Annotated in this window: 10 protein-coding genes and 1 tRNA gene; 9 read left to right on the forward strand and 2 right to left on the reverse strand. The window is 50.9% G+C overall.

What is annotated here, in order from left to right; genetic code table 11:
• Positions 1–101 precede the first annotated feature (101 nt).
• Both ACEQ15_RS03630 and ACEQ15_RS03635 read left to right on the forward strand, forming a co-directional pair.
• Positions 102–4919 (forward strand): NAD-glutamate dehydrogenase, encoded by a 4818-nt coding sequence (locus ACEQ15_RS03630; RefSeq protein ID WP_370277682.1) that lies wholly within the window; start codon positions 102–104, stop codon positions 4917–4919.
• Positions 4920–5087: 168 nt separating this feature from the next.
• Complete coding sequence (locus ACEQ15_RS03635) at positions 5088–5252, forward strand: hypothetical protein (RefSeq protein WP_370277683.1); 165 nt, start codon at positions 5088–5090, stop codon at positions 5250–5252.
• Between the two features lie 607 nt (positions 5253–5859).
• On the opposite strand, the gene ACEQ15_RS03640 is transcribed toward ACEQ15_RS03635, so the two are convergent.
• Together ACEQ15_RS03640 and ACEQ15_RS03645 are read right to left on the reverse strand one after the other, a co-directional pair.
• On the reverse strand, positions 5860–6906 hold the full coding sequence (locus tag ACEQ15_RS03640; RefSeq protein WP_370277684.1) for a response regulator: 1047 nt from the start codon (positions 6904–6906) through the stop codon (positions 5860–5862).
• A gap of 75 nt (positions 6907–6981) precedes the next feature.
• On the reverse strand, positions 6982–10065 hold the full coding sequence (locus ACEQ15_RS03645) for an AraC family transcriptional regulator ligand-binding domain-containing protein (RefSeq protein WP_370277685.1): 3084 nt from the start codon (positions 10063–10065) through the stop codon (positions 6982–6984).
• Positions 10066–10205: 140 nt separating this feature from the next.
• Here ACEQ15_RS03645 and ACEQ15_RS03650 point away from each other — a divergent pair, with 140 nt between their 5' ends.
• The 7 genes from ACEQ15_RS03650 to ACEQ15_RS03680 all read left to right on the forward strand — a co-directional run bounded on the left by ACEQ15_RS03650 (position 10206) and on the right by ACEQ15_RS03680 (position 21128).
• On the forward strand, positions 10206–10928 hold the full coding sequence (locus ACEQ15_RS03650) for a substrate-binding periplasmic protein (RefSeq protein WP_370277688.1): 723 nt from the start codon (positions 10206–10208) through the stop codon (positions 10926–10928).
• 106 nt (positions 10929–11034) lie between these two features.
• Positions 11035–11111, forward strand: a tRNA-Val gene (locus ACEQ15_RS03655).
• 352 nt (positions 11112–11463) lie between these two features.
• Positions 11464–13068: a DNA phosphorothioation-dependent restriction protein DptF gene (gene dptF / locus ACEQ15_RS03660; RefSeq protein WP_370277689.1), complete on the forward strand. Its 1605-nt coding sequence runs from the start codon at positions 11464–11466 to the stop codon at positions 13066–13068.
• Positions 13065–14393, forward strand: a complete 1329-nt coding sequence (gene dptG / locus ACEQ15_RS03665; protein ID WP_370277690.1) for a DNA phosphorothioation-dependent restriction protein DptG — start codon at positions 13065–13067, stop codon at positions 14391–14393. The genes dptF and dptG overlap by 4 nt, the downstream gene beginning before the upstream one ends.
• Entirely contained in the window at positions 14374–17982 is a 3609-nt protein-coding gene (dptH, locus tag ACEQ15_RS03670) for a DNA phosphorothioation-dependent restriction protein DptH (RefSeq protein ID WP_370277691.1), read from the forward strand. The genes dptG and dptH overlap by 20 nt, the downstream gene beginning before the upstream one ends.
• 72 nt (positions 17983–18054) lie before the next feature.
• Positions 18055–19620, forward strand: a complete 1566-nt coding sequence (locus ACEQ15_RS03675) for an ATP-binding protein (RefSeq protein ID WP_370277692.1) — start codon at positions 18055–18057, stop codon at positions 19618–19620.
• Between the two features lie 14 nt (positions 19621–19634).
• Positions 19635–21128, forward strand: a complete 1494-nt coding sequence (locus tag ACEQ15_RS03680; protein ID WP_370277693.1) for a DUF262 domain-containing protein — start codon at positions 19635–19637, stop codon at positions 21126–21128.
• Positions 21129–21249: the final 121 nt, after the last annotated feature.

Genomic DNA, 21249 nt, shown 5'->3' on the forward strand with positions numbered 1-21249 from the left:
AACAGGTCCGAAAAGGCCTCCAAAAGAGGGTTTCGGGCTTGGGCGTAGCTTCCATATATAACGATAAAACTAACGCCTAATACAGGATAAAATAACCGACAATGTCCGAACGAATCTGCGACAGCAGTGCGTTGCTGTCTCCGTTGACCGACCTTCTACAGCAACGCCTGTCTGCCGAAATGGCCACGCAGGTGACCGACTTCTCAAGTCATTACTACAAGACCGCAACTTCCGAAGAGCTGGCCGAGCGCTCTCTGGAAAACCTCTATGGCGCCACCCTGTCGAGCTGGCAATTTGTCCAGTCCTTTGACGGTCTTAAACCTAAACTTCGTCTCTACAACCCGGATCTGGAACAGCACGGCTGGCGCGCGCAGCACACCGTGATCGAGATCGTACAGGCGGATATCCCGTTTTTGGTCGATTCAGTGCGTATGGCACTGAACCGCTGTGGGCTGGTGATCCATACCATCCACAATGCCATTTTGTTTACCCGCCGCAACGAAAACGGCGAGTTGATCGAACTTTGTGAGAAGTCGGCCGAAGGCGCGCAAGCGGAATCGGTTATTTATCTCGAAGTGGATCGCACCAGCGATGACGCTGAACTGAAAGCGATCTACGACAAACTGAATAAAGTCCTCAAACACGTACACATCGCCGTGGAAGATTACAAAGCGATGCAGGGCCGTGCCGAGGCGATGCTGGCCGATCTGACCGAGCGCGGCGAGCAGGAAGACATTCAGGCGTTCCTGCGTTGGATGCTGGATGACCACTTCACCTTCCTGGGCTACGACGAGATCCGCATCGACGGTGATCAGGTACTGCCGGTTGAAGGCTCTGAGCTGGGTATCTTCAAACTGGACAATATGGTGGCGGGCCGTGCGCTGTCTGAGCTGCGCGATGCCGAGCGTGAGTTCCTGCTGGAACCATCACCACTGATGTTCGCCAAAGACGCGCGTTCCTCTATGGTGCACCGTCCTGCATACATGGACCGTGTGGTCCTGAAGCAGTTTGACGACGAAGGCAACGTGATCGGCAAGATCCGTTTCCACGGTCTGTACACCTCCTCTGTGTACTCCCTGCCGATGTCTGCGATCCCAGTGATCCGCGACAAGGCGAACAACGTGCTGGAGCGCAGCGGTTTCGATCGCAACAGCCACAACGGTAAACACCTGCTGCAGATCATGAACGATCTGCCGCGTGACGAACTGATGCTGACCACCGAACAGCAGCTGCTGGAGATTGCCATGGGTATCTTCAGCCTGAACGAGCGTCGTAAAGCGCGCTTGCTGATGCGCCGTGACCGCTGCAACCAGTTCGTGACATTCCTGTACTACGTACCACGTGACATCTTCACCACCGAACTGCGCCTGCAGGTGCAGGATCTGCTGATGAAGGCGACCGGCGGTACCGGCAGCGAATTCACCACCACCTTCAGCGAATCTGTACTGGCACGCGTACAGTACGTATTGCGTATCGATCCGGACAATGCACCGGATGTGGATATGGCACAGCTGGAAGCGGACGTGGTTAAGATCTCCCGCGACTGGAGTGACGAGCTGCACGCCGCGCTGACCGATGCCTGCGGTGAAGAGAAGGGCAACCAGCTGCTGCACAACTACCGCTACGCATTCACCAGCGCGTACCGTGAGCACTTCGGCCCGGCCAGCGCCGTCTACGACATTCAGCGCATCGAAGCCCTGGGTGACGCCAACCCGATCACCATGAGCTTCTACCGCGTGCTGGAGCAGAGCTCCGAGTTGCTGCGCTTCAAACTGTTTAACGCCGGTGAGCCACTGGTGCTGTCCGACGTGATCCCGGTGCTGGAAAACCTCGGTATGCGCGTGGTGGGTGAGCACCCATACGCGGTACGCCGCGCCGACGGCAAACAGTTCTGGATGCACGACTTCACCCTGATCTACCAGGGCTCCGAGCCGGTAGTGCTGGACGAAGTGCAGGACGTATTCCAGGACGCATTCGCCAGCATCTGGAGCGGTGGTGCAGAGAATGACGAATTCAACCAGCTGGTAATCGGCGCCAACCTGAGCTGGCGTGAAGTGGCGATGCTGCGTGCATACGCCCGTTACAGCCAGCAGATCCGTTTTGGTTTCTCCCAGCCGTACATCGCGGGTGCACTGTCCCGTCACATCCAGGTGACTCGACTGTTGGTGGCGCTGTTCCGTGCACGCTTCGAGCCGAGCCGTCAGGACAGCGGCAAGGTTAAAGCGCTGGCGGATCGTATCGAGTCCAGCATCATCGATGCGCTGGACAAGGTGGATAACCTTAACGAAGACCAGATCCTGCGTCGCTTCCTGGAGCTGATCAAAGCAACCCTGCGTACCAGCTTCTTCCAGCATGACGAAAACGGCGAGCTGAAGGATTACTTCTCCTTCAAGCTGAGCCCGAACATGATCAAGAACATCCCGCTGCCGCGCCCGATGTTCGAGATCTTCGTGTACTCCGCGCGTGTGGAAGGTGTTCACCTGCGTGGCGGTAAGGTTGCCCGTGGTGGTCTGCGTTGGTCCGACCGTCTGGAAGACTACCGTACCGAGGTGCTGGGTCTGGTTAAGGCGCAGCAGGTGAAGAACTCCGTCATCGTACCTGTCGGTGCGAAGGGTGGTTTTGTTGCTAAGCAGCTGCCAACCTCCGGCGACCGTGAAGCATGGCTGAACGAAGGTATCGCCAGCTACAAGATCTTTATCAGCGCACTGCTGGATATCACCGACAATCTGGTGGCCGGTGAAGTGGTACCACCGGTCGACGTGGTACGTCACGACGAAGACGATCCGTACTTCGTAGTGGCAGCGGACAAAGGCACCGCGACCTTCTCCGACATTGCCAACGAGATCGCAGAAAGCCGTGGCTTCTGGCTGGGTGATGCGTTTGCATCCGGTGGTTCTCAGGGTTACGACCACAAAGGCATGGGCATCACCGCCCGTGGTGCGTGGGAATCCGTGAAGCTGCACTTCCGCGAGCTGGGCCTCGACACCCAGAGCGAAGAGTTCTCCGTCATCGGTATCGGTGATATGGCCGGTGATGTATTCGGTAACGGCATGCTGCTGTCCGAACACATTCAGATGTGCGCGGCGTTCAACCACATGCACATCTTTATCGATCCAAACCCGGATGCGGCGAGCAGCTACGTTGAGCGTCAGCGCATGTTCGAACTGCCACGCTCCACCTGGGAAGACTACAACCAGGAACTGATCTCTGCCGGTGGCGGTATCTTCAGCCGCGCGGCGAAATGGATCGAGATCAGCCCGGAAATGAAAGCGCGCGTCGCGATCGAAGCGGACCGTCTGACACCAAATGACCTGATCAACGCGCTGCTGAAAGCACCGGTGGATCTGATCTGGAACGGCGGTATCGGTACCTACGTGAAAGCCAGCCACGAAACCCACGCGGAAGTGGGCGATAAGGCGAACGACGGCCTGCGTGTGAACGGTAACGAACTGCGCTGCAAGGTACTGGGCGAGGGCGGTAACCTGGGCTTCACCCAGCAGGGCCGTATGGAGTTCTGTGCCAACGGCGGTAAGTCCAACACCGACTTTATCGATAACGCCGGTGGCGTGGACTGCTCCGACCACGAGGTCAACATCAAGATCCTGCTGAACGAAGTGGTGGCCAACGGCGACCTGACCGTGAAGCAGCGTAACGCGCTGCTGCGTGATATGACCGACGAAGTGGCCGAGCTGGTACTGCACAACAACTACGAACAGGCACAGGCGATCAGTATCGCCCTGAACCACGCACACGGTTCCATGGACGAGTACACCCGCCTGATCAACCGTCTGGAAGATGAAGGCAAGCTGGACCGCGAACTGGAGTTTATCCCGGCACATGACGTGCTGCAGGAGCGCAAGGTGAATGGCCTGGGTCTGACCCGTCCGGAACTGTCTGTGCTGATCTCCTACGTGAAGGCTGAATTGAAAGAAGGCCTGATCGATAGCTGGATCACCGGGGACGAATACCTGAGCCGCGAAGTGATGACTGCCTTCCCGCAGACACTGATCGACGGTTACCACGAACAGATCAACCAGCACCGCCTGCGCCGTGAAATCATCGCCACCCAGATCGCTAACGGTATGGTGAACACCATGGGTATCACCTTTGGTGAGCGCCTAAGCCAGATGGCTGGTTCTGCGTTTGACGAAGTGGCGGCCTCTTACGTGATCGCCCGTGACGTGTTCGGCATCCAGCAGCTGTGGGCTGATATCGAAGCGCTGGACAACAAGGTGGATGCCGCGCTGCAGCAGCAGATGATGGCTGACCTGATCCGTATGGGCCGTCGCGCAACTTACTGGTTTGTACGTAACCAGCGTGCAGGCACAGAAGTGGCAAGCGTGGTTGAGCAGTTCCGTCCTGCGGTACAGCAGCTGAGCAGTCAGCTGCAGAGTCTGCTGAACGGCGAGCCGCTGGAACGTTGGCAGCAGAAACACGACGAGCTGGTGGGGGCAGGTGTACCTGCAGAACTGGCCGCCGTTGTGGCGGGTGCCGACAGCCTGTACTCCCTGCTGGGTGTTATCCAGGCGGCAGAAGAGACCAACCAGCCGCTGGAGAAAGTGGCCGAGATCCACTTCAGCCTGGGCGACCGCCTGCAGCTGCACTGGTTCGACCACCAGGTGAAAGAGCTGGAAACCACCAACCATTGGGAAACCATGGCACGTGACGGTTTCCGCGAAGACCTGACCCGTCACCAGCAGGCGATTACCGTCTCTGTACTGACAGCGGAAGTTGAAGAAGCGGAAGCCGCAGAAGAGAGCGGCAACGGTGCTCAGCTGGAGAGCTGGTTTGCCAGCAACGAAACCATGCTCAAGCGCTGGCAGCGTCTGCTGAACGACATCCGCAACAGTGCACAGCAGGACTTCGCCATCTTCACCGTGGCGATCCGCGAACTGCTGGAACTGGCGCAGGCTAAGTAACAGAGTAAGCAAGCAGAAAACTCCGTGGTTCCCCACATCGGGAACCACGGATTAACAAACAACCTGAAATTAAATCTAAACCAACACCCAAAACGTAACGCCATCATGACTTCTAATAACCCTTTTCGTCCGGCAGTACTGATTCAATTCGCACTTCAAGTGACCCAAATGGGAGAAAATAGCTGGTGGGTATACCGCTACGAGATCGGTCGTAACGGTAAGCTGAGCCAGAAATCCCGCGTCGTATTCTTCGGCAACAGCCGTGCAGAAGCGGATCAGTGGATCGAGCGTCAGAAGGAAGAAGCAACGATTTACATGCTGTCTGGCAACTGATCCAAGCGGATTCAGAACACCAGGCAGCAATGGTTATCCCCACGGATAACCAATACCGGAGTCCTCATGCAGGTTACCCGTCTGTGCTCGCAGGCGGGACTTTTTACCCTGCGCCCATGTAGGTTGGCCATCGCCTAGCGATGCCCAGCAACAGGGAAGTTGGACAGGGCTCCAAAGTCACTCGCCGCTTTGATATGCGCAGATATCAGAGTGGTTGAAGGCAGCGCTTAAGCCCCGCTGCCTTCACCCCCAAGCAGCTGCTTTGCAGCTGCTACCCCTTTCTTTATCCCCAGATTCTAATGTTCTCTGCATCCGTGACGGATGTTGGGTGTCGCTACGCTCGACCCAACCTACGGTCAGAGTATGTGGGTGAGAAAAACGTGGAGGATTTTTGTAGGGTAGCCTTCAGGCTACCGGCACCCTAAAGGGTGCCCTACAGATTGAACATACAGATTACGAAACCTAATCTGGTTCCCATGCTTTGCGTGGGAACCTACTGGCAGGATTAGGTCTGCATTCCCACGCGGAGCATGGGAACGAGGTAAAAGCGTGGATGGGGAATGATCGGTGACGTAGGTTGGCCATCGCAACGCGATGCCCAACACCCTCAAATCGGCAATACGCAGCGCAATGCGCCGTTGTCTTCGATATCCAGCATCTGACCATGCAGCTGCTCGGCCAACAATTTAATCTGTTGCTGCAGATGTACCACCCACGGCTCCTGACTGAAGCGCGGCTGACCAAAGGTCTGTGCAATACTCAACACCATCTGGTCATCCTGGCTACCGGCCTGCATGACAATCTTCAGATCGTTGCCGCCAGCCTGCAGAATCGCCAACTCCACCAAACTAAGCAACAGCTGACGCAGGTACGCCGGATCGGTTTTGATCTGCGCAGGCAGTTGCGGGTCGATGCTGTAATCCAGCAACCAACCATCGCGACGGCTTTGTGGCAGGAAGGTGTGCAACACCTCATCCATCAGGGTGATCGGTTCGATCATATCGGTCTGGTGGGGGGCGCTAATCTCGCTCAGCAGTGTGATGCTGTTGTGCAGACGTTGGTGTTGCGCGTGCAGGTTGCTGGTCAGATCCTTGGCAACCGGGTTCAGATCAAACTGCTGCAGACGCTGGCTCTGTTGCAGGATTGGTTGCATCTGGCCATGTAGCTGTTTCGCCGCAGATTCCAGCAGCTGGTTGTCGTTGCCCGGTTGTTCCGGGTTTGCGGCGGCTTGCTGGCGGGCAGATTTGATATCGCGGTAGGAGCGCAGGGCAACCACCACGGAGGTTAGCAGACGGGAAGCAGAGAGCTCGGCCTTACTCAGGTAGTCGTTGATATCGTAGTTCACGATCACCTGGGCTTCCGGTGCATAACCCGGGTGGCCGGTACGCAGGACGATGCGGATGTCCTTGTTGCTCAGGTCGTTGCGGATATGCTCCACCAACAACAAACCGGCGTTATCGGTTTCCATCACCACATCCAGCAATACCAGTGCGATATCCGGGTGTTGCGCCAGCATATCCTTGGCTTCGGTGCCGTTCATGGCGCTGATCAGTTCGATCGGGCGTTGCTCAAATTCATAACCACGGAAGATCATCCGGGTGATGCCGTGGATGCCTTCTTCGTCGTCTACGACCAGTACTTTCCAAGGTGCCATACGCTACTACATATCGTCTTAGTAATTATTGTCGATGTGGCTTTGCTCGCGTTTCTTGAATGTTTGAGCAAACCGCTATTTTGCCAGCAAAGCGAGGCGCTGTACCAGTTGTTTTACCTTGGTCTCCGCGCCCCACTTCTCGTAATACCAGCGGGCTTCGTTAAAACAGAAACGGGCCAGGCTTGGTTGGTCATAGGCGCTGAGGTATTCGGCATAACGCTCGTAGATCAGCGCCTTGTGAAAGCCGAATGGTTGCTCGCCGGTGGCGGCGAGGGCCTGCTCAAAAAAGCGGCCTGCCAATTGTCCATCCAGACGTGCTTTTTCTGCCTGCAGCAGGAAAAGCTGACCATTAAAGTTGGCCGGGCAGTGGCGTGCCCAGATCTCAAGTCGTGACTCCAGCTGCTCCACCTCCAGGCGACGGCGTTTACTGATCGCCCCCTGTTGCTGTGCCTGGATAAGGCGCATCAGCGCAGTACAAAAGAGCGCTTCGCTCACTCCAAAGTAACCGGCCAGCTCGTTCTCCAGTTGGGATTCCCATTGATAGAAACTGTGCCACAGGTGCTGTTGGTCAAGCAGCAGGGCACTGATGATAGTGCTCACCGCCTGCCAGCCATGTTGGTATTCCACTGCGGTGACACGGTGCTCGGCGGTTAACTGATCAATCAGATTAAGGGCGGAGCTTTGCAAACACTCGGCGGAGTACGCCTGATGCTGCTTAATCATCTGTGCATGTTGCTGCTCCAGATGTTCCCGTTGTTCCTTCAGATCGGTGGTCGAGAACAGGTTGAGCTGTGCCAGCAGCAGGCGGCTTTCACTTTGTAGTAACCACTGGCCGTGTTGACCCGTCAGATGGTCGATCTGCTGCAGTTGCTCCTGCACGGAACGCAGCGGGCTGAACCAGTGTTGCACCTGGCTGCAGTGGAGCAGGGCGGCGCTGGTTGCCGAGTCGGTGTTTTCATTTTCCTGGATCAGGCCACCGTAGCGGTTGGCCAGCTGCATACCCTGCGCTGAGAAGGTCTGAGCCAGGGAGAAGTCGGCACAGAACCAGCTGGCAACCCAGGCATAACTGACAAACGCAAACGGCGTGAGCGGGGTGCGGCCGTAACGCAGGCTCAGCTCGGTCATACGACCGATGGCACAAGCGGCCAGCAGCGGTTGGCTCTGCTGACGGGCGAGCAGGGCGATCTGTTCCAACAGTTGCAGGCGTACATACTGGGAGCTGTCGGTGAGCTCCTTCATCTCGGTGAGTGCCTGGGCGCTGAATGCATCACTGATGTAGTTCAGCTGGGTGAGCAGCAGCGACAACTGTTCATTGGACTGCTCCGGCAGTGTTTGGTCGATCTGCGCCAATTGTGCCAACAGGTAGGACAGGGCATCCTCGTGGCGACTTTGGTGCTGCAGTAAACGGGTGGTCATCAGTGCCGCCCGGCCAACATCGGAGCGACTTAATTTCTGCTGCTCTAGTGCATGCAGTTCTTTCTGTGCATCAGTTATCTGACCGGCCAGCAGGTATAGGTTGGCACACTGCATACGGCGCTCAGTGGGATTGGGTAATCCCTTGGCGGGCGGCAGGCCACAGGCGATTGCCATGTAACGGCTAGCGGTACCAAAATCCTGCTGTTTGCGCGCGAGATCTGAAGCGCGTAGCGCCAGGCGCAGATAGTTGTGTTGCAGCTCGCTATCTGTGTGCTCTGAGCCAACTTCCTGCAAATGAAACAACAGGTCACTAAGTTGTTCCAGGCCGGCAGAGTGGGGTAGGTTTCCGATTAGATAACGGACGTAATCCCCATGCAGTCGTTGCCGATCGTCGCCAGGAATCGCCTGGTAGATCTGCTGCCACAGGTCGAGATCGGCAAACCGATACTGGGTTTTGTCGTCGCTGCCCTGCAGGGCGATGATCAACCCGGCCTGTTCCGCAGGCCAGAAGTGGATCGCCAGACGCGCCAGCGGGTTGCCGGTCACTTCGGCGATCTGGTTAAGGTCAAACCGTTCACCGATGATTGCGGCACGTTCCAGCAGTTCGAGGCTGAAACGGCTGAGGCTGCTCAGCTTGCGTGACAGCAGCTTTCCCCGATCGGGGGACTTCAGCCAGTCGGTGTTTTGCAGGTTGGTGGTCTGCGCTGTAACGCTGTCGATCTCAACCGGTTTGACCTGCTGGCGGTATTCGCTGGGTGCCATCCCCATCCAGCGCTTAAAGGCTTTCTGGAACGCGGATTGGTTGGAAAAACCCAGCTGGAACGAGATCTCACCAAAGCTGAGTTGGCCGCGCTGGATCAGCTGCAGGCACACCTCTCTGCGGGTCTGATCGTAGATATCTTGAAAGCTGCTGCCCTGCTGGCCCAGTTTGCGCTGTAGGGTACGCAGGCTAAGTCCAACGGATTCGGCGATCTGCTCCCGCCGCACACTGCCACCGCCTTCAGCCAGCTGCTGGCGGATCAGGTTACGGGTCTGGGCGGTAAGGGCGTTTTGCAGTGAGGCCTTACTCAGCAGGGAATCGGCAAACTCCCGGTGCAGATGATGCATCTCGCTATTGGCGTCCACACAGGTCATTTGCAGGTAGTCACTGCTCAGCAGTAGCTGGTTACGGGCTGCATCAAACTCTACTTCGGCGGCGAAGAACTGTTGGTAGGGCTGGATGTTGTCTGGCTCAGGCAGTGTTAGCTGTACCGCCAAGGCTGGTACCTGACGTCCTATCAACCAGCGCGGCCAGTTGATCAGGCAGGCAAGGAAGTATTCCACCGCGTGGGGATCGTTGTCGTTCAGCTCTAGGGTTAATACGGTGCCGTCGACGGTCTGCTCCATCTGCAGCACTGCACCTTCAAACAGCAGCGGCAGGTAATCGATCAGCGTCTGGTAGGCCTGTTCCAACGTGGGCGCTGTGGACATCAGAAAACCAATCGAGCCCAACATACGAGGCTGGGTGGCTTCACCCAGATGTAGGGCGATCAGGGGGTTGCCACTGATCTCGGAGAGCTTGTCGAGCACCTTCGGGTAGTGTGAAGCCGGAAAGCGCGCGCCGGGTTTGGTAAACTCCTGCTCCGGCAGCGCGGCAATCTCCAGAATGCTCTGCTGCAGATCCTGCCCGGTGGGTTGGCGATAGTGTCGGGCCAGTTGCAGAACCGGCTCCAGAAGCTTGGCGGAGACTGTGGTTACGGCCATAGTAATAGCAATTCAAACCCTGTTGGCATATAAAGACCAATTCCGGTGCGGCTGATCAAAAACGAGAAAGTATAGAGTCAGATTATAATATGTCCTTGCGTGCCAGTATAAGCAGATTCCTGAGCAAACCAGCCCGATCCATGATCGCTGTGCTGCTGTGTGTGTTGTTCAGCTCTGCCGCGTATGCCGAAACCCTGCGTGTAGGCATGCCGCTGCCCGGACAAAATCCTTTCTTCTGGCGTGATGATGGTGGTGCTTACAAGGGCATCTACGTGGATACGCTGCGCCGTGTCGCCGATGACCTGGACGTAAATCTCGAATTTATACCGCTTTCCCAAGCTCGCCTGCGCCGCCACTTTATCTCCGGTGAGATCGATATCGAGATGGGAGTCTCTCTCAACTTCGAAGTACCGCCTGAGCTGGAGCAGGTCTCGTTCTATAGTCGTCCCTACGGCATCGTGAATGAAGTGATTATCTACAGCCCCGAGCTGTCGTTCCCGGTGTTTATCCTCAAGGACCTTGAGAACCGCCGCGTCGCCACCGTGCGTGGCACCTCGGTTCCAGACAACCTGATCCGTGAAGACTTCGCCAACCAGTGGCAGATCGCCCAGCGGGTGCATCGGGGCTGGAACGACGTGGGCTTGATGAAAGAAGTGTTGGCTATCCGCTACCAGCGCGAAGACAACCTCAACTATGAGATCTCATTACCGTACAACAGCAACCCGGTGGTGTTCCGTTTGCATGTGGATAAAAAGGAACTACTACAGCCGATGAATGAGTCGATCGAGCAGTTGGAGAAACAGGGTGAGCTGGAACGACTGGTGTGCAAGTACCTCTGCGGCACTGGCGAGGTTAATCAGTAGGTTTCGCTATAACCTTCTGGTTAAGACCGATTCGAATTGGGAGCAGAGAATTGGGTGAAATTAGGCTTGCGTAGAAAAGCTGGCTCACTATAATACGCCGCACTTCAGGACTATAGCTCAGTTGGTTAGAGCGCTACCTTGACATGGTAGAGGTCGGCGGTTCGAATCCGCCTAGTCCTACCAAAATTCTAAGAAACCGCCTTTTGGCGGTTTTTTTGTGCCCATTAGGTTAGAGCTCTTGCAGAGTCCTCCGGTTATGAACTACCCCTCATAAGCTAAAGAGTGTCTCGGTCAAAATTGTTGAGCGTTCCATTTTGTGGAGGCTTTTGTACGTGCCTCCTATAGATCTTAGTCACTATACCTATAGGAAATAATGGTTTACGCTTAGCACTCCTCAGGATGAGTAAAGCGCTCAAAGGATGACGTCGGTTCGATTGAACCATTCATTAGTACAACTTCAATATCATCTTTCGCATCTTTACCGTCTTAAGTATGTCTCGTTACTAGAATTGAGCAGAATATAAGCGGTAGTTCTATGAAACTCAGTAGTGCACTGACTGTTTTATCCAAATCCTCTCCATATGCGGTTCGCACGCAGGGGGCGTTTGAAAACCCTCACTTCGAGAAGTTGAAAGAGCATCTCTATGTTGAAACTGAAATAGAGAGGGCTTTCGCAAGTAAACTGCATAGCTTGCAACCAGGGGAGATTCTCTTTCTTTGTGGCAGCAGTGGCGACGGCAAGTCCGAAATATTGACCCGCTACCAAAAAGAACATACCCACATCAAGTTCCATTTGGATGCGACGCATAGTTTTTCGGCATCCAGTACAGCAATTGAAACATTAGATGCGTTGTTTACCGAACAACGTGTAACCAATTTGCCAATGATTGTAGGTATCAATATTGGCATGCTGGGTAACTACCAGCAGGATGGTAGTCGAGATCATCTCAAGATACGTAAAGCCATAGCTCGATTCCTGATCGCGAAAGAAATTCAGGTTGATCGAATCAGCTTTTTGGACTTTGAGGCCTTTCCTAAATTTCGAATTGAAGAACACGAAGTTCGATCTGAGTTTTTCAGTGGGTTGCTAGATAAGGTTGTACGCGATAGCCACGACAATCCTTTTCGTTCCTCATTCGAGCTAAGTCGCCAAGAACCGGGGGAGCAGCGGCTTTGTGCAAACTACAGGCTGCTGCGCTTGCAGCCGGTTCAGCGCGCGATTGTTGAGCTTCTGTTTCAAGCTCGTGTGCGCAAAGATCAGTTCATCACAGCGCGGATGCTGTTGGATTTTATCCATTGCATTCTTACTGGACCTGGTCACCTATTCGATAATCTTTTTGATGGTGGTGACAATGAACTCCTACATGTCTTGGCTGACTTTGATCCAGCTATATTGCGGAGCCGCGAGATTGATCGTTTCTTGATTGAACACCAGATTGGCATCGAAGATAGCGAGTACGATCGTTTTAATCAGGAATGTACCGAGAAGCTGAAGATTGATGCAGGGCTGGGTGGGTTATCACAGCTTCGTTTGTTCTTTCTGGTACGACATAGCAGAATGTCTACTGAAAACCGCTTCTTACAGCAGTTTAACGAATCGTTTACTGATGAGGTTTGGCTCGAATATTGCCATGCATGGCAGTTGCATCGGGAATATGAAGGGGAAGCGAACCAGAAACAGTACTTGAAGCATTTCTATGCTGACATCGTCTTTAATGCGATCAATAGGTTTGCAAACCGAAGTGCCCCGCAACTAAGTAAGGATGAGTATTTTATTTCCGTACGGGGGAGCTATGTTGTGGCTGCTGAGTTAGAGCTCAGCGTGCCTTATCGGCAGATTCAGAACGATCGTAACCACGATCAATCATTCTTCAACTTATACATCTCTGTTGGTGACACTGTATTAAAACCGGTTCCGGTGACTATCAATCTACTGGATCTAATGTGCCGAATTGTAAATGGTTATCGACCTAACCGGCATGATAAGAACAGCATTGTTCTATTGGAAGATCTAGTTCACCACATCACTTCTCAGGCTCGCAAAGCAAACTCCTTGCATTTGTACAAGCAAGGCGGCGAGGAGGGGCACTTCCGTCTTAGACAAACACCAGATGAAGAACTTCGGGTAAGTGGCTTATGAATACGTCTGTACTGAAAGAAACGCTCAAGCCTGAAAACAGCAATCGTCTAAACAGTTACTTCCCAGCTCGTACTAATGACAGTGCGGAAGCGTATGACTGGAACATTGCCAAAGCGATATTTGTACGAGACCTCTATCGCCGCCAGCCGGTAGCAGGGGGGATGGAGGCATTTAAAGCCGAGGCTAAAAACGAGTTTCTTCAGCTTTTGGATGACGAAGATTTTTGGCCACACCTGGAGGCGATGTACTTTGGTGAAGAATCAATTTATCGGCTGACGCCGGAAAGCTTGCTTTTTGAATTAGACGACCTGAAAGACAGTGCCTCGAAACACCGTTTAGGCCGGATGTTCTCAAGTTTGCTGCAGGGGACCTACATGGAAGTGAGTCATTGTGGCAGCAGCCATTTTCTCGATAAGAAGATGATCAACGCTCTGCAGTCGAAAGGCCTGCGTTCTTTAGATAAAACGAAGCACCGTCCAGGTGCTGGTGAACGCCCATGGTTGCCGTTTTTATCGGAGGCTTTTCAGCAGGATGCTAAATTTCTAGCGTCCAAGCCAGACTATATGCTGGAGCAGTTGGAGCCATTTTTACGGTTATATGCGTACTTATATACTGCTCAACTTAGCTTGAATATTCATGGTTGGGCTTCCGGTGAGCCTAAGGCTCGGCCTTTGTACTTCATGATGGAGCATGAGGTTGCAAGTAAAGAACGAAGTCAACTTACTCAATATGGGCACAAGAAGGTGCTCGAGCGGTTGAAGGATCTGTTCCCCTACCTCGTCGTAAATGAAGCGCTTCAGCAAGTTAACGAGCACAGGAATGAACGCTTAAGACCGTTGTGGTACCTCAACCAGAAGCTAATAGATACAGATGCGGCGAAGCTGCGCCTGTTTGCCTTTGCTTTTGCTCAAGAGCGTGAGTATGAAATGCCCGACGGGAATGATTTTGATGATGCGGCTTCTTGGCTTAATCAAATACTCAAGCTTTATTGTATGCAGTTTGAAAAAGGACGCACTCGGGCCTCTGCCAATAACAAGTTTGTAAAGTACACAGAAGAGTTTTTGTGTAGCACCTTTGTACGTTCTCGTGGCCGAAGTGGAAAAGTATTAGTGATGAACCAGGACTATCTGTCTTTACTAACCAATCTGGCTATTGGCGATAACGATAAGTTGCGTTTCCATGAGCTGCTTACTGCTTTTAACAGCCGTGGAGTATTTTTCGATAAACAATCCCAGCAGGCGCTTATCGAGTTTTTTGAGCGTATGGGGAATGTAGAACGTATGAGTGATAGTGGAGATGCAGTTTATGTCCGTAAAACTGTTTGAGGATTTCTTAGCCGAGCATTTTATTAGTTGGGCTATCCGAAATGTAGCTGCGGGTTTTCGCTATCAATTTCGTTCACCTAGTTTTGAAAATAGTGTTCGATTACAGCAGGCACTGCAACGCGTAGAGTTGTCAGGAGGTGAGGTTATCCGGTTGAGTGCTGGAGATACAGAGCTAACGGCTGTACGTTGTGGCGCAGTTAAGCTAATTCCTGTACTTCACAATGATGCCCCGGAACAACTAGGTGTAGGCTATACAGAAAACTTTATTTCCTACCTGCGCGATGAAGTGGCGGGGCAGCAAGGCGATTTTGCGAATACGGCACTGTTTGTGATTCACAACAGCCTGCTCGATACGTTGATCAATAGCGCTAGCGACGTTGGTGCTGAGGGCGGTGTGTATAGCCCTTTACAGATTAAGCAGGCATTGTCGGATCTAATAAAAAACGGTGAGGGCTTTGGTAGTCGCGCATTGTCTGATGAGCTACTGACATATCAGTTTGATCTCATAGTGGAAGATCGCAGTAGTATGTTTGGCTTCGAGCCGCTTTATAAAGCGGTTGCAGATGACGGACGGATAGATTTCGAAGAGATTGGTTTGCTTCCTGATGCTCAAATCCAACGAATGGATAAAGATCGTAAGCAGATTCGTAAGCGTTTGGATGATAACCGTAAGTTGTTCGAAACGATCAGTGAAGTAGTAGAGCACTATCCAGATCAGCTCTCTGGTCACCTACCTTTGATGAGTGACAAGTTTATCAAAGAGCATTTTCCAAGTGATGACCTTGAAAAGTGGAAGAAGTTGGAGCTTTCGGTAATCCTCACTGAGCAAGATAGCAACCGCAAACAAGAGCTTCATATAGAAGGAGAGAGTAGTGTGTCTGGTAGGTTGGCTTCTCGTGTAAAAAGCAGCCGAAAATCTGACCAGAAGAACCGTCATTTATTGCTGACGGTTAGTGCTGATCGTAATGATTTCGATATGGTGTTGGAGTTCAGTGGTGACAGTATTCGGCAAAGTGAGCTCAAGCTGTCCCAGAAAGGTATTCAGAACCAAGTTGCTATCTCAGGTGGTTCTGTGCGGTCTTACATTACGGTTACCGGCATTATTCACGAAGAACCTCGATTTTTTACGTTGGCACTTGATCGCAATAAGACTTCTGAAAAGTACAAGTTTAATTGCCTCGTGGTGAAAGAAGGTTGGTTTAATACCAAGGCGTTTGAAAACAGTTTCCTGGTAAACCCACGTAAAGCTATGGTGACTTTGCAAAGCCAGGAAACACGGCTACAACTGACTGGAAAAAGTGATCAGCCTGTAGAAACTCTGGAAAACTCGGGTGATACATTACAGGCGAACGCTTTTCAGGAGGTCGACTATACGCAACTGGCCAGCGAGGTCGATCAGATCAACTTCTCGCTGCAGAGTGGTCGCGCTAAACTAAACTTTGAAGTGGAAGGCGCTGCACCAAGCGATACACTTCAACTCCCGCTATTACTGGATACCAGTCGCATCCGCTATATGATGAATGCAGGTCTTCAGGGTATCTACAACCGCAGTAAGCGTCGGGTATATATAGAAAATAAAGAAACGAGACTGACTGACCCGCAACGGGCACTGTTATCGCTTGAATCCCAGCTACTGGAAAGCCGGTGCCTCTATAGTGATGGTGAGAATAACGATCGATATGATATAGCTGGTCTGTCTGTAATAGCTCCAGACCTAGCTGATAGCTATGAACGCCTATTTGATTATCTAGAGAATGAAAATACGCTTCCTTCGTTAGTCAGTTGGGATGATGCTTACTGTGAACGCGTAGATGCAGTTGTCACTGCTTATCTTGCTTATGTAAGGAATGTGCCACTTAAACAATACCTTAATCAGGAAGCTCGTCGTGTAGTTCAGCTTGGCTTTGTGAAAGCACAATTGCAGGTAGGGCATACGCTGGAAGAGTTTGCCGAGTTTATTAGTCCCTACCATCCTCTCGTATTGGCTTATTTTCGCCAGCTTGTAGCTGAATTAAGCGCTTCCGATGAGAGCGAAAAGAGCTTTGAGAGCCTGCCTGCAGTGACCCTTGAGCGACTGAATCCACAAGGTCTACTGCCCTTTATTTATGATGCCTGCCACGGGTTCTCCTACGTTAATGCAGACAGCACCAACAACTTTTGGCTGCGCTGCGTACCGTATGAAGAATCAAGCTATAGCTACATTGTACGATTAGTTCGCGACAAGATTGGTGAGTTTTCCGCAGCTTTCGAGCCTTTGTTCGAGTGGGATACTCAGGCTAAAGCCCGCCCTACAATGACTATTAACTCAGTTAATAATCATGACAACCGAGAGCTGTTCCTGGGGATTGTGGAATATATCCAGCGTCATCATGAAGATACCTTCAACATTCATGTAAATATTTACGATGACGCTTACGGTAAGACTGAGTTTGACCGTTTCTCTGACATGGCCAGTTACGACCAGATTAAAGAGATATATGGGCTAAACAAAGGAAAACTGCGTGATTATGCCGACAACGTCGTTGATCTATTGCGCACCCGACTCACCTACAGCAAGTTCATCCATAAAGAAAGCGAAGAGCAGGCTTACGCTCATCTAACGTTTTTCCGCAACAACCAGAAGGTTAAGGTTGTTGATGTAAACCCCCTGGAGAAACTCTCTGGCGTTACCTGCCATGGTTTGATTAGCGGTGAGGCCTCTGCCTCTGAGCAGGGAAATTACCTTACTGGCTTTGGGCTAAGAAACACTGCTTATGCTGATTCTGCAGCAACAGAGATTGCACTGATTTTAGGGCGAATGATTCATCCTGCGAGGGAGTCTACTGTCGAATATAGAGACAATAGTGCGATAGCTCTCGCTGTTAATGAGGCCTTCCGGGAACAGCTGAATCGCTCTTATGATAGTTCAGTTTGGACCACAATCATCGATCCCAAAGTGACGCTGGATTTCTTCCGTCATGAGCAAAACATGCTGCTGATTCACTACTCTGATCAGTATACAAGCTCTGCTAGTTACGATGCGATTACCGTTACCCGGCAAACCGATCTGTACAAGAAAATGTTGAGTCGGGATGCCTGTAAAGATACATCGAAGCTGGATAAAGACAGACTGATTGAGGAGTTTAATGCCTTCAATGGCGAGTGGCTGCTTAAGATGCTGACGGATCGTAAGGAGCTGCGCAAAGAAAAGAAAGGTATTCTAGCTGCTTATAAGGATGTCAGCTGCTTGCTTTCCGGTTCAGATATTACCTGGGTGCCAGTTTCTGTTGCCGAAATGATCCGTGTAGCGGGCAATATCGGTCTGAAGATTGATGACTCGGAGTTCTCCAGAAACGTACAGGGGTATCGAGCAGGCGCAATTTCTGATGATGTGCTGTTTGTGGGTTTTAAAGATCAACAGGTGTATCTATTGCCATTAGAGGTCAAAGCCGGCAAAGGTTATGACGCAGCTAAAGCGGTTGCACAGGCTCGTGAACTTTCACGTTATCTGCGTGAAGATCTATTGTCCGATGATACGTTGGCTCATCGCATCTACCGAAGCCTCTTTGTTCGTCAGGCATTAGCCCAAGTTGATAAATACTTGCTGTAGTGTGTTTATCCTGAAGGTTACTTCGACCAGTTAATCAATGAAAAAGAGCAGTGGTTACAAGGCGATTATCGGGTGGCGGAGCTGCCGGATTATCCACTGGGATTTGTCGTAGCTAATGTTGAAGGTGGTAGTTGTGTAGAAGCATCCGGTCAGACGGTTGATGACATTCTTAAAATCGAAGTGCCTGGCAGCCTTGTGGACGATACGATTGCCCGGCCATTGGAGGAGATGCTTACACGTCCTGCTGATATCTCTCTTGCACGCTTGCCAGAGAAATATTTCCTAGGTACTGAGCCTAAGAAGACTCCGCTGGAAGCGGATGAAGCACCAATAGTCGATGTGATCAACGGTGTAAGTGCTTTGCAGGTAGCCGCTGAAGTGGTGTCGTTGGATGAGAGGCGCCACAAAGCTGAAGTTGATACCGAAAATCAGATTTCAGCTGAGCATGCTGCGAAATGTGGAAAGGCAGCCGAAGAGTCAGCTAACTATAAAGCCGGATTAGAAGCAGATGGCCCGCTAAAAGTGCTTGTAGGGCATGATGTAAAAGACAATCGGGAAGTGTTCTGGGAGCCTACTAATACTGCCCGTTTCATGAATACGAACTCAGGGATTATCGGCACAATGGGCACGGGTAAAACTCAGTGCACCAAGTCGGTGGTGACCCAGTTGTATCGGAATCGTCGATGCAATGTAAATGGGGCTGATATTGGTATTCTCATTTTCGATTATAAGTCTGACTACGTTGATGATGAGTTCCTACAAGCCACCAACGGCAAAAAGTACAACCTGCACAAGCTACCCTATAACCCGCTCAGCCTGTTTGGTAATACGCCTATGTTGCCAGTACATACGGCTCGAGCTTTTTCGGAAACCATGGGGCGAGCTTTTCAGTTAGGCACTAAGCAGCAGCTGAAGCTGCGTAAGCTGATTGCAGAAGCCTATGAGCTGGCAGGTATTCATAAAGCAGATAGCTCTACTTGGAGTCGTCCTGCACCTACCATTGCCGACATCTGGAACCTGTTTATCGAACAGGAGAAAGTTGAAGAGGATTCCCTCTACGCAGCGCTCGAGAGCCTCTACGAGTTAGAGGTATTTGAGGATGACGTGACGAAATGCACTAGTCTCTATGGGCTGATCGACGGTATTCGGGTGATTGAGTTGGCCAGATATCCGTCCCAGATTCAAAACTTGGTGGTTGCACTTACTCTAGACTTGTTTTATGCGCAGATGCAGAAGCAGGGCAAACCAACAGTGCAAGGTGATTACCGTCAGGTCACGAAACTTGTATTGGTTGATGAAGCAGACAGCTTTATGTCTCAAGACTTCCCTAGTCTTCGTAAGGTGTTAAGAGAAGGTCGAGAATATGGTGTGGGCGTTATCTTATCTACTCAGGATATTACCCACTTTAAAACTAAGGAAAACGACTACTCGGTTTATATCCTTAGCTGGATTGTGCATCGAGTTTCGCAAATTAAGAACCAGGATATTAAGTCGCTGTTCAATAAGGATGATAAAGCTGAGCAGGAGCGGTTGATGAATACCATTCGCGAACTGGAGAAGCATCATAGTTTGTATGTAGATGGGCAGAAAGCAATTGCCAAGATCCGTGATCGCGCGTTTTGGGAACTAGAAGTATAAATTGGAGTTCTATAATGGATGTGAAACCAAATTACTGTTCAATTGAAAGTGTATTCTCTGATTCAAATACCTTTATAGTGCCCAGGTATCAAAGAGCGTATTCATGGCGGAAAGAAAATCATATTGAGTACGCTGATGATCTTTTGTCTCTTTATGATAAACATCAAAATAATAATAAAGAAGCGGAGCATTTTTTTGGTGGTATTGTTTGTGTAAAAGTAGAGAATGATAACCCTCTTGATGATAAATCTATTTATCAGCTGGTTGATGGCCAGCAGCGCCTATCTACGACAGTGTTGTTGGTTTCTAGGATGGTTGAGGCAATTGATAAGTTAGTTGGCGATGCTGAATTTAATGAGCTTCGGCTTAGGCGTATAGCCAAGTATGAATCAAAATTTATTGAGATCGTCTCAGAAGAAAATAATGCTGAGATTCGATATCCCAGGGTATCGATGTCTGCTAGAGATTATGAATTCTATGATTCTCATGTTAGGTCTCGTGCAGCAGCTGAACCGGTTGCAACCTCACATAAACTATTAATGGAGGCATCAGATTACTTTGATAAATGGTTAGTTGAGAATTTTATAAATTCGGAAGACTCAATGAAGTCGCTATCCAACATTGATGTTTTGTATAGAGTACTTTCCAAGTCATGCAAGTTCCTTCTAATCAAAATGTCTGATGTGATGGATGCATATCGTCTTTTCCAGGTGATCAATGATAGAGGGCGCTCTCTAACCGCAGGTGACTTGTTACGGGCATCCTCCCTCGGTGAAATTGCTAATTCCAATCTAGCAGAACTCGAATTGGAGCGTTCGGAAAAGGCATGGGATTTCATTACTAGTAGAGGCTCAAGTGAAACAGATACGCTTTTAACAAACTACTTGATAGCTAATACTGGTAAATCTCAGAGAAAATCAGCGCTAGTTGAAAACTTCTCGAAAGAATTCTTCTCTGATAAAACCTCTATTCCTGAAGAGATACGTAAGCTTGAGGAAGGCATCAATACGCTTGTCTCTTTGTCAGAAGGGCGCTGGCCCTATGATTCAAATAAGATATCAGATGTGAGAAAGGCAAAGCTTCATAGTCTAATGGTTGTGCTGGGACATAAACATGCGCTTCCATTTTTACTTGCAGCGACCAAGTTGTCTGAAAAGAAATTTGCAGAAGTTGTTTTTTACTTGGAGAAATTTTTCTTCGTGTATAAGACAGCGCTGGGTAAACGAGTCACACCGCTGTCTAATCTATACTACCGGCAAATAAAGTGGATTAATAATGAGGGTAATAACCTGTCTGACTATCAGCCTAAGATATTTTTCTCGGAGCTATATGCTATCCTTGAAAAGGTTTCTGCTTTTGAGGTAGTTGAGTACTTGAATAGCCTAAGGTATGAGAAAGACGGAAACAACAAGGGATTAAAGTTTGTTTTGTCCTTGCTGGAAGAAAATTACGAATGGGTTGTTAATAAAAAGACTAGAAGAGGACTGGACTTATACCTGATTCCGTGACTTAAAACTCAGCTTCGCATCTCCACACACCTGTAACCACGCGGCCTGCGGCGGTAATATGGACGCCATTCTCGATTCACCCAGACAGTGATATCTGACTATGCGTACCTTCAAGCTGGAA

It is taken from the genome of Pontibacterium sp. (assembly GCF_964228735.1).
GTDB lineage: Bacteria > Pseudomonadota > Gammaproteobacteria > Pseudomonadales > Balneatricaceae > Pontibacterium.